Source organism: Flavobacterium sp. (assembly GCF_025352425.1).
Lineage (GTDB): Bacteria > Bacteroidota > Bacteroidia > Flavobacteriales > Flavobacteriaceae > Flavobacterium.
The window spans coordinates 23,444-35,561 of record NZ_JANXTI010000071.1; the positions used below are offsets into that span (position 1 = coordinate 23,444).

Genomic DNA, 12,118 nt, shown 5'->3' on the forward strand with positions numbered 1-12,118 from the left:
TCTTCGGATTAGTTTTGATGTTAAGTGCAACAGTTTTTTCCCAGGTAAATCCAACTCAGATAGACAGTACGGGTTATTCTACAGGAAGACTTGATATAAAAAATCCAAACAGCATTGTCAATGCGTATACGTATGACGCGGCCACCAACAGGTATATTTATACCAGTACCATGGATGGCTTTAATATCAATTATCCAATTATTTTAACGCCAAAAGAATACGAAGAATTAGTGCTTCGCGAATCAATGCGGGAATATTTTAAGAAAAAATCGGATGCAATTGATGGGAAAAAAGACGGAAGCGAGGCTGCAAAAAAGGATTTGTTACCAAGATATTATGTAAACTCCAGTTTCTTTGAAACTATTTTTGGTTCCAATACGATTGACGTTAAGCCAACAGGTTCCGTTGAAATGGATTTGGGAGTTCGTTACACCAAACAGGATAATCCATCTTTTTCACCAAGAAACAGAGCGCAGACTTCTTTTGATTTTGACCAAAGAATAAGCATGAGTTTAAATGGAAAAGTAGGAACACGATTGAGCGTAAATGCCAATTATGATACCGAATCAACTTTTGCTTTCCAAAATCTTATCAAATTAGAATACGCACCAACCGAAGATGATATTATTCAAAAAATAGAAGTTGGAAACGTGAGTATGCCACTTTCAAATTCCCTGATTCGAGGTGCGCAAAGTTTGTTTGGGGTCAAAGCCCAATTGCAATTCGGAAAAACGACGATAACTGGAGTGTTCTCTGAACAAAAATCCCAAACCAAATCGGTTACAGCGCAAGGTGGCGGAACTATACAGGATTTTGAATTGTTTGCACTTGATTACGATGCTGACCGCCATTTTTTCTTATCCCAGTATTTCAGAAATAAATATGATGATGCATTAAGAGATTATCCGGTAATTAGAAGTAGAGTGCAGATTACAAGGATTGAGGTTTGGGTAACCAATAGGCAGAATCGCGTGAGCACTACCAACAATAACCTTAGAAATATTATTGCGCTACAGGATTTAGGGGAATCACATTATACGGATGTTCCTGATTCCAGATTGGTTGCTATAAATCCTCAGCCAGCAAATTTCTTTGTAACCGATCCGGAAGTACTGCCTGATAATGAAGGGATTTTACCGTCAGATAACCGTAATAATAAATATGATCCGGGATTGATAATTCCGGCTACTCCGCCTAATCCTAATTATCCAGGATTATTAAATACAAACATTAGAGACATCGTAACCTCAAGTGCGGGCTTTAATAATATCAATCCTGTTGATGAAGGAACGGATTATTCTAAGTTGGAAAACGCCAGAAAGTTGGCGCCCAACGAATATACACTTAATCCACAATTGGGTTACATCTCATTGCAACAGCGTTTAGCCAATGACGAAGTATTGGCCGTTGCCTATCAATATACTATTGGCGACAATGTTTATCAGGTAGGAGAATTTGGTACAGATGGTGTTGATTCCACCGTAATTACAGATGCCACAAGTTCTAATCCATCAGTTTCTACCCAGAGTTTGATTCTGAAAATGTTAAAGAGCAATTTAACCAATGTGGAGAAACCAATCTGGAACCTGATGATGAAAAATATTTATCAGATACAGGGAGGTTACCAATTACAACAGGAAGATTTCAGATTTAACATCTTATATACAGATCCATCACCTATTAACTATATTACTCCTGTTGCAGGAACGCCATTTCCTGCGAGTCCAACAACGCCACCGGGGAATGAGGTTTCGGAAACTCCGCTCTTAAAAGTTTTCAATGTCGATAAACTGAATTATAATAATGACCCGCAACTTGGCGGTGATGGTTTTTTCGATTTCTTGCCGGGAATAACAGTTGACCAACAAAATGGACGCCTTATTTTCACAACGGTCGAACCATTTGGCAAGCTTTTGTTTGAGAAGTTAAGATTAAGTCCTGCTGAGGATTATTACAATGAAAGCACCTATAATGCCAATCAGGCAAAATATGTTTTCAGAGAAATGTATATAAAAACCCAGGCGGCGGCATTGCAGGATGCTGAAAAAAATAAATTCCAATTAAAAGGAAGGTACAAATCTGCCGGCGGTGATGGAATTCCGATTGGTGCTTATAATGTTCCAAGAGGTTCAGTTGTGGTTACGGCTGGAGGAAGAGTATTGCAGGAAGGAATTGATTATAGCGTAAATTATCAGGCGGGAAGAGTTCAAATCCTGGATCCGTCGTTGCAGGCATCCAATACGCCAATCCAGGTTTCTGTAGAAAACAATTCTACTTTTGGGCAACAAACACGAAGGTTTATGGGATTTAATGTAGAACATAAATTCTCGGATAAATTATTACTGGGTGCTACGTTTATAAAAATGACCGAAAGACCGCTTACAACTAAATCGAATTATGGTCAAGAATCGGTTAACAATACTATTTTTGGCCTCAATGCCAATTATTCTACAGAAGTTCCTTTTTTAACCCGAATGGTTAACAAACTGCCTAATATAGATACCGATGTACCTTCTAATTTCTCTTTGCGCGGCGAGGTTGCCTTTTTGAAACCGGATGCTTCGAAATCAGATCAGTTTGAAGGGGAACCCACGGTATATGTAGATGATTTTGAAGGATCGCAAACCACTATTGATATGCGTTCGGCGCAGTCATGGAGTTTATCTTCTACACCTAAACGTCCGACAACAGCAGATTACAATGATTTTGGTTCAAGTGCAGTTGGTTTGGATTATGGATATAAAAGAGCCAAACTAAACTGGTACAGCATTGACCCAACGCTGTATGTGCAAACACCCGGAGATATTGGTCAGGACGGAATTTCAGCCAATAACACCAGAAGAGTTTTTATTCGGGAATTATTTGACACCGACCCACTTATTGGACAATCGACAGTTATTAACACGTTAGATTTAAGGTATTACCCACAAGAAAGAGGGCCATATAACTACAATCCGCAAGCGCTTTCGTCCGGATTTAGCGATACTGAAGCCAAAGATAACTTTGGTGGGATTATGCGTGCCATCAATTCTACCAATTTTGAACAAAGCAATGTAGAATATATCCAATTTTGGGTTTTAGATCCTTATTTTGATCCGTCAAACCCGACAGCTGTTGCAAACTCAGCAAACTCTGGACAAATTTATTTTAATCTTGGAGAAATATCAGAAGATGTTTTGAAGGATGAACGTAAGCAATACGAGAACGGACTCCCTGACAACAGCACTTCACAAGCGTTAACCAACCCAACAGTTTGGGGTAAAGTTCCGTCATCGCAGTCGCTTATCTATGCTTTTGATGTGGATGGTGCCAATAGAGCCGCGCAGGATGTTGGTTTTGATGGTGTAAATAATAGTGCTGAACAAAGCCTTCCCGGAATTGGGGGTTATGCCGCATTGGCGGATCCCGCAGCGGACGATTATCAATACTTTTTAAGCGCTTCAGGATCAACCATATTTGACCGTTACAGAAGCTACAACGGCGTGGAAGGAAACTCACCAGTGGATCTTGCAGGTAGTAACAGAGGCTCAACAACGATTCCGGATGTTGAGGATATAAATCGTGATAATACAATGAATACGGCAAACGCGTATTACGAGTATAAAATCGATATGAATTATGGAAATATTGATGGTAGTGGAATGACCGTAGGACAAAACTTTATTACAGATAAAGTTGTTACTAACGTTTCGGGCACACCTAATGGAATTGACACACAAGCGAGATGGTATCAGTTTAAAATTCCTGTAACACAACCAACTAATGTTATTGGAAGTATTTCTGATTTCCGTTCCATTCGTTTTATGAGAATGTTCATGACCGGATTTTCATCTCCAATTACTGTGCGTTTTGGCGCTTTGGATTTGGTTCGTGGCGAATGGAGACGTTATGATAATTCATTCCAAATAACTGATACTGATCCGACAGATGACAATACAAATTTCGATGTTTTGTCAGTTAATATTCAGGAGAACTCACAAAGGGTGCCGATTCATTATGTAACGCCTCCGGGAGTAATTTTGGAGCAAGTTAGCAACGGACAACAGGTTATCAATCAAAATGAGCAATCGCTTTCTTTGAGAGCATGTGAATTAGAAATAGGCGACTCAAGAGCGGTATTTAAAAATGTTGATGTTGACATGCGTCAATACAATAAACTAAAAATGTTCCTGCACGCTGAAGCATTACCGACAGATGTAACACCATTGCAGGATAACCAATTGAAGGGGTTTATCCGTTTCGGAAATGACTTTACCAATAACTTTTACCAGGTTGAAATCCCGCTTAAAGTAACTCCGACGGGAGCTACAGACCCGGATGTCATTTGGCCTGCTGAAAATGAGATTAATCTCAATATGTCCTTGCTAACCAAAATGAAAGTTAGGGCATTGAGTATTCCTTTAGGTTCATTATTGCGGGATGAAAATGGCATCTATTATCCTGATAATGATCCAGCCCTCGCTCCTGATGGGGACGGAGATCCAAACTTGAGTTTAGGAATAAAAGGAACTCCAAACTTTGGTTTGGTTCGAACTTTAATGGTAGGAATTAAAAACAATACAGGCACTGCCTTATCTCCTGCTGCTACACCTATTTGTGGCGAGGTTTGGTTTAACGAATTGCGTTTGGCCGATTTGAACAACAAAGGCGGAATGGCCGCCGTATTAAACATGGACACTAACTTGGCCGATTTTGCTACGCTTTCTGGCACAGGAAGAATGAGCACCATTGGTTTTGGCGCTTTAGAGCAAGGACCACAAGAAAGAAGTAGAGAAGATATGCAGCAGTATAATATTGTTTCCAATCTTAGTTTGGGGAAATTATTACCAAAGAAATGGGGAATTAATTTACCGTTTAACTATGCCGTAGGCGAAGAAACTATTACGCCGGAGTATGATCCGTTTAATCAGGATATTCGTTTGGAGCAATTGCTCAGTAACACGACTGATGCTGCCGAAAGAGAAAATATCAGAAGCAGGGCAATCGATTTCACAAAACGAAAGAGCATCAACTTTATTGGTGTTAAAAAGGATAGAGCTGCAGAACAAAAGCAACACATTTATGACCCTGAGAATTTAACACTTTCGTATTCGTATAATCAGGTTGAAAAACACAATTACGAAATTGAAAATTATATCGATCAGCAGGTAAATACGAGCGTTGATTACACATATTCTTTCAAAAACAAAGCAATTGAACCGTTTAAGAAAAATAAATTCTTTAAGAAAAGTTCGTATTGGAAAATGCTAAGTGATTTCAACTTCAACTATCTGCCGGCCAGCATTTCATTTAGCAGCAACATTATCAGACAGTACAACAAACAACAGTTTAGGCAAGTTGATGTTGCCGGAATCGCTTTAGACCCACTGTTCAGAAGAAACTATATGTTCAACTATCAATATGGATTTAATTATAATATCACAAAAGCCTTAAAACTAAATTTTACAGCATCGACACACAATATTGTCCGCACTTATCTGGATGAAAATAATGTTCCGGATAACAGCAATACGATTTGGACAGACTTTTGGAATATTGGAACTCCAAACCAGCACAACCAGCAAATTGTTCTTAATTATGAATTGCCAATTAACAAAATTCCGTTCCTGGCATTTATAAAATCTACCTATTCCTATACCGGTAATTATAGCTGGCAAAAATCATCATTAGCCTTGTCGTCGGTTGATGGGTATGATTTAGGAAACACTATTCAAAATGCGGCTTCCCATCGTTTGAACACAGCATTCAGCATGGAAACTTTTTATAAATTTATTGGACTGGGGAAAAAGCCTGCTCCATCTGTACAAAAGCCTGTGACCTTACCAAAACCAGGTGAAAAAATTATTGCAGTCAAGGCGCAACCGGCAAAAACTACAAGTGTTTTTTTAGATGGATTGAAAGGGGTTTTAACCAGTGTTAAAAACATTCAGGTTAACTACACTCAAAATGAAGGAACGGTTCTTCCCGGGTTTTTACCAGGACTCGGATTTTTTGGTTCTTCAAAACCATCATTATCTTTCGTTTTTGGAGGACAAGATGATGTTCGCTACGAAGCCGCCAAAAGAGGTTGGTTAACAAGCTATCCGGAGTTCAATCAAAATTACACAGAGGTTGTAACCAAAACATTAAACCTTACGGCTAATGTTGATTTGTTTCCAGACTTTAAAATTGATTTAAATGCGGATAGAACTTACGCTAATAATTTTTCAGAGCAATTTTATACTGACGATGCGGGCTATCATCCTCAATCGCCATACAATTTTGGCAACTTCTCCATTTCTGCAGTAATGCTGAAAACATCTTTTAAAGCAAGCGATGAGAACAGCTCTTCGTCTTTTCAGGATTTTAGGGAAAATAGAATTATAATTGCCAACAGATTGGCTACACAATATTATGGAAGCTCAGGCTATCCAACTTATGGAGATGCGGCTAATCCTGTTCCTGCGCCAACGGATCCTAGTTACAATTTTTATACTAATAACTTTGGTTTCCCAATTGGTTTTGGTAAAAACAACCAAGCGGTTTTAATTCCGTCTTTCTTAGCAGCTTATACAGGTTTATACACAACAGGGGCGGGTGATGTTGCTAAAGGGATTTCTTTAGGTGCTTTCAGGAATTTTCCAATTCCGAACTGGACAATCAAATATAGCGGATTGATGCGTTATAAATTCTTTAAGGAAAGGTTTAAACGATTCTCAATCCAACATGCTTACAGAGCTTCGTATACTATAAACTCTTTCCGTTCCAATCTTGATTATGACCCTAACCAAGCAAATCAGGATAATGGTGGTTATGGTAACTTCTTTAACAAAACAATCATTGCCAACATCAACTTAGTGGAGCAATTCAATCCGCTTATACGTATCGATTTTGAAATGAAAAATGCTTTCAAAATTTTAGCAGAAATTAAAAAAGACCGAAGCTTATCAATGAGTTTTGACAATAATTTATTGACAGAAGTTCAAGGGAAAGAATTCATTGTTGGGGTAGGATATCGTTTCAAAGATGTTATTTTCTCTTCCCAACTGGCGGACAATCCAACAGGAATTATCAAAAGTGACATCAATGTAAAAGTTGACTTCTCATATAGAAATAACAAAACCATCGTGCGTTATTTAGATTATGATAACAATCAGTTAGGCGGTGGACAAAATATTTGGTCGGCAAAATTAACTGCAGATTATTCGTTTAGCAAAAACCTGACGGCGATTTTCTTTTATGACCATTCATTCTCAAAACCTGTAATTTCTACATCATTCCCATTAACGAATATCCGGGCGGGTTTTACCATGCGATATAATTTTGGAAACTAACACGTATTTTTCAATAATTATTACAATATCAAATGGTATCTTTACGGTTTAAATTTTAATATCAAATGAATATACCAAGCAATTTAAAGTATACTAAAGACCACGAATGGGTTTTAATTGAAGGCGATGTGGCAACTGTTGGCATCACCGATTTTGCACAAAAAGAATTGGGCGACATTGTGTATGTTGAAGTAGAAACTTTAGACCAAACATTAGACAAAGACGAAGTTTTCGGAACCGTTGAAGCCGTGAAAACCGTTTCAGATTTGTTCTTGCCATTATCCGGAGAAATTATTGAATTTAATGACGAATTAGAATCTAATCCTGAAGATGTCAATGCCGATCCTTATGGAAAAGGCTGGATGGTGAAAATCAAAATTGTAAACCCTACAGAAGTAGAAGAATTACTTTCGAGTGATACTTACAGACAGCTCATCGGTGCTTAAAACACTATTAGGTTTAGCTATTGGCTGGACCGTTTTAATTGCTGTTTTGTGTCTGTTTAAGTTCACTAATATATCATCGTTTGGGATTTCAGAAGCTGATAAATATGTTCACTTTGCGCTTCATTTTGTGTTCACTATTCTTTGGGGATTGTATGCATGGAAGAAGCAAAATAAAATGAGGCTTAACAAAATAGCCATCATTGTTGTTATTTCACTTTGCTACGGAATTCTGATTGAGATTTTACAGGAAACATGTACAACAACACGGCATGCTGATATATTTGATGTGTTGGCAAATGCTAGTGGAGCAACAATTGCCTTAGTAGTACTTGTTTTAATTAAAAAGCGAAAACAAACAACTAGATAATAAAGATTGTCCCGTCTCGTTATCAAACGAGACGGGAATTTTTTTACTTTTATCCCATAATTACAAAATCATATCTTGAATCGTTATATTAGAGAAAATGAAAAAAACACTACCATTTTTAGCACTTCTTTTTTTAAGCCATGTGACTAATGCACAAGTTACCCAACGGGCAACAGAAAGATTTCCTGTTTTTCCATCTTGCGAAAACTTACAGTTTCAGGCATTAGAAAACTGCTTTTACGGTCAGGTGCAGGATTTTGTATACAATAATTTCAAAGTACCCGAAACACTCAAACAAAATAATTATAAAGGAACCGTAATCGTACTTTTTGAAGTGAATGATGCAGGAAACTTTAAAGTGCAGTATGTGGATGCCATTGAGGAAGCGTTAGTCGCTGAAAGTAAACGCGTTTTTTCACAAATGCCAAAGATAGCTCCGGCAACACATAATGGAAGTCCAACTTATGCCAAATACACTATTAAAATAGCGATTCCGTTACAAAGTGCAGCCGAATTGCAAGCGCAAAAAGAAGCGGATATTTTGGCTGAAAAAAACTCAGGCCTTTATAAACCCAACAACAAACAGCTTACGGAATTAGACAGCATCAAGTATAAAAAATTTGATAATCCACAGTTTCAAAGTCATATCAATATTCCGTTTTCACACAGCTATTATTCGCAGTTTGATGACGAAATGAATAAAGTTGGAGCCAACAACCATACTGGTTCAAAACCTTTTTCGTATGCGGATGTTTCCAAATATTATAACCTGAAGGATGAAAATCAAAAATTGTCAAGAGGGAAAACGGCTCGGTTAGGCAGAAAAATTTGGGACGAAAATTTAGTCGAAATTCAGGGTGAGGATTATTGGTTTACACTCAATCCTATTTTTGATATCCAAGTGGGGAAAAGCGATCCAAGTGTTGCTTCTTATACTTATATAAATACAAGGGGAATTCAATTCAATGGTGGTTTAGGAAAGGAATTAAATTTCACGACAACCATTTATGAAAGCCAGGGGCGATTTGCTGATTATTTCAATCGCTATGCGGAATCCATAAAACCCGCGGGTGGTGATCCCGCAATTATTCCGGGAATAGGAATTGCCAAGCCTTTCAAATCTGATGCTTATGATTTTCCTTTGGCGGAAGCCAATTTGTCGTATACGCCAAGTAAATTCATCAATTTGAATTTGGGTTACGGAAAGAACTTTATTGGCGATGGCTATCGTTCTCTATTATTGGGTGATGGCGCGAGTCCGTATCCGTATTTAAAACTGAATACTACTTTCTGGAAAATAAAATATACCAATCTTTACACGTGGCTCAAGGATGTTCGTCCCGAAGCTACCGTAGAAAGAACCTATGCAACCAAGTTTGCTGCCAGCCATTATTTAAGTTTGAATATTACCAACCGTTGGAATATTGGTTTATTTGAATCGGTAGTTTGGACCAATACAAACAATCGTGGTTTTGACATGAGTTTTGTGAACCCAATTATATTTTATCGTACAGTGGAGTTTGCTTCTTCGGCACGAACCGGTAATGCGTTATTGGGTTTAACAACTAAAGTTAAATGGAACAATCAGATCAATTTTTACGGACAGTTTTTGTTGGATGAATTTTCGTTGGCTGCAGTAAAAGCTGGAAACCAAAGCTGGAAAAATAAGTTTGGGTATCAATTAGGAGCCAAATATTATAATGCTTTCAATGTCAAAAATCTATTGTTGCAGGTTGAATACAATCATGTGCGCCCTTATGTATACTCGCATAGCGAAGTAATTACCAATTATGGACACAACAACCAAAGTTTAGGACATCAATGGGGCGGGAATTTCAAGGAATTTATTGCTATTGCCCGGTATCATAAAGGAAGGTATTTTGCGGATGCCAAAGTTACGGTTGGTGAACGCGGTTTGGATTTTAACAGCTCCACCGACACTTTTAATTATGGAAGCAACATCTATTTAAGTTATAACGATAACAGACCATTCGATACGGGTGTAAAAATTGGGCAGGGTAATAAAACCAGCATCTTCATTGCTGATGTTCAAGCGGGTTACCTTGTAAATTCTTCAACCAATATGAAACTGTTTGCGAGCTTTATCTACAGAGACTTTAACCCAGCAACTGAAACCGCAACGGCTATTAAAGAAAGCACCACGTGGTTTTCTGTGGGATTACGATGTGATATTTTTAACTGGTATTTTGATTACTAATTTGAAATTAAAAGGAGGAAGCCCGGTGTGGCTTCAGGTATTTTTCATTGTTTAGAAAACTAAACCTTCTCTCTAGCCCCGATAGAAGCTGGCTACCATGTAGCGCGGATAGCGGGAGGATTAGTGAAAGAAGGCAAAACATCTGCTCCTGAAACCATAAAAAATCGCCAAATATATCCTCCATATTTTTTTGTCAAATCGTTTTCTATAAAGTACCTTTGCGGCAGTTCCGAAGCTTCGGAATAAAACTACTGATGAACGCTACTGTTGCTCCATTTTCCATAAAACAAATTGCGATTGATTTCAAGGAAATCACGAAGGCCGGTTTAGCTGTCAGCGTGGTATTTTCTTCTATTGCGGGTTATTTGCTTGGTGTTGTTGATTTCCATGATTTAAAAGTTACAACTTTGTTGATGCTCGCCATTGGAGGTTACTGTATGGTTGGCGCTTCGAATGCATTCAATCAGGTAATCGAAAAAGACCCTGATGCCTTGATGGACAGAACCAAAAACCGTCCGGTTGCTTCGGGAAGAATGTCTCCAAACAAAGCCTTGTTTATTGCCAGTTTATTAACCATTGTCGGATTAATTTTATTGTACAATATCAATCAGAAGTCTGCTATGTTTGGTGCGATTTCTATTTTTCTGTACACAAGTGTTTATACGCCGTTAAAGCAATATACGCCGCTTTCGGTTTTTGTCGGAGCTTTTCCGGGTGCGATTCCGTTTATGTTGGGATGGGTTGCGGCTACGAATAATTTTGGCATTGAAGCCGGAACGCTTTTTCTGATACAATTCTTTTGGCAGTTTCCTCATTTTTGGGCCATTGGCTGGTTCCTGTATGAAGACTATGAAAAAGCAGGATTCTTTATGCTTCCAACAGGAAAAAAAGATACATCAACCGCTTTGCAGACGATATTGTATTGCATTTGGCTGTTAGTGGCTTCGATGCTGCCGTGTTTGGGTTATACGGGAAGATTATTTTTATCACCAGTAGCAGCGGGAATCGTATTTTTACTTGGTCTTTGGATGATTTTTTATGCCGTGAAATTATACCAGCAACGAACTTCAAAAGCAGCACGGACATTAATGCTGGTAAGTGTTTCTTATATATCTTTGCTGCAATTGGTTTATATTATTGATAAATTTTTAAGATAGTTACTTATGACAATGACTGTGCAAGAACACAAGGAAAGGAAAGCGAGATCATCAAAATTATTATTATTGTTTGCCATGGGAAGCATGACGATGATGTTTGCCGGAATAGTGAGTGCTTTTGTGGTAAGTAAATCGAGAGAAGACTGGATGAAGGATTTCCAGTTGCCAACAGCATTTTACTGTAGTACACTAGCGATTATTTTGTGCAGCGTTATGTTTCATTTGGCCAAAAAAGCCATTCAGAAAGACAATAGAGCAGCTACTACAAATTTTCTTTTACTGACCTTAGCATTGGGAATCACTTTTGTGTTTTTTCAATTCAAAGGGTTTGGACAATTGATGGATAGCGGGTATTTTTTTTCCGGTCCCGAGAGTAATATTGCCACCACGTTTATATACGTAATTGCGACGGTTCACCTGGCACATCTTGCGGGAGGATTAATTTGTCTTCTAATCATAATTTATAATCATTTTAAACAAAAATACAATTCAGGTCAAACACTTGGAATTGAGCTAGGTGCGATGTATTGGCACTTTCTTGATTTCTTGTGGATTTGTTTGTTTTTATTTTTATATTTCTTTAAATAAGAAAAAAAATCTAAATTTGGGAACTTTTT

General features: G+C 37.9%; 6 protein-coding genes. All 6 read left to right on the forward strand.

Annotated features, from left to right (window positions below):
- Window positions 1-17 precede the first annotated feature (17 nt).
- The 6 genes from sprA to Q0Q99_RS09490 all read left to right on the forward strand — a co-directional run bounded on the left by sprA (window position 18) and on the right by Q0Q99_RS09490 (window position 12,089).
- On the forward strand, window positions 18-7,313 hold the full coding sequence (sprA, locus tag Q0Q99_RS09465; protein WP_293894889.1) for a cell surface protein SprA: 7,296 nt from the start codon (window positions 18-20) through the stop codon (window positions 7,311-7,313).
- A 65-nt stretch (window positions 7,314-7,378) separates the two neighbouring features.
- Window positions 7,379-7,759, forward strand: coding sequence for a glycine cleavage system protein GcvH (gene gcvH, locus Q0Q99_RS09470; RefSeq protein ID WP_293894830.1), 381 nt, complete (start codon window positions 7,379-7,381; stop codon window positions 7,757-7,759).
- Window positions 7,728-8,126, forward strand: coding sequence for a VanZ family protein (locus Q0Q99_RS09475; protein WP_293894832.1), 399 nt, complete (start codon window positions 7,728-7,730; stop codon window positions 8,124-8,126). The genes gcvH and Q0Q99_RS09475 overlap by 32 nt, the downstream gene beginning before the upstream one ends.
- A 97-nt stretch (window positions 8,127-8,223) precedes the next feature.
- Window positions 8,224-10,344, forward strand: coding sequence for a gliding motility protein RemB (locus Q0Q99_RS09480; RefSeq protein WP_293894835.1), 2,121 nt, complete (start codon window positions 8,224-8,226; stop codon window positions 10,342-10,344).
- 254 nt (window positions 10,345-10,598) lie between these two features.
- Window positions 10,599-11,501 carry a heme o synthase gene (gene cyoE / locus Q0Q99_RS09485; protein WP_293894838.1) on the forward strand — a complete coding sequence of 301 codons (903 nt, stop codon included), beginning with the start codon at window positions 10,599-10,601 and terminating at the stop codon, window positions 11,499-11,501.
- Window positions 11,502-11,507: 6 nt separating this feature from the next.
- Window positions 11,508-12,089: a cytochrome c oxidase subunit 3 gene (locus Q0Q99_RS09490; RefSeq protein WP_293894841.1), complete on the forward strand. Its 582-nt coding sequence runs from the start codon at window positions 11,508-11,510 to the stop codon at window positions 12,087-12,089.
- Window positions 12,090-12,118: the final 29 nt, after the last annotated feature.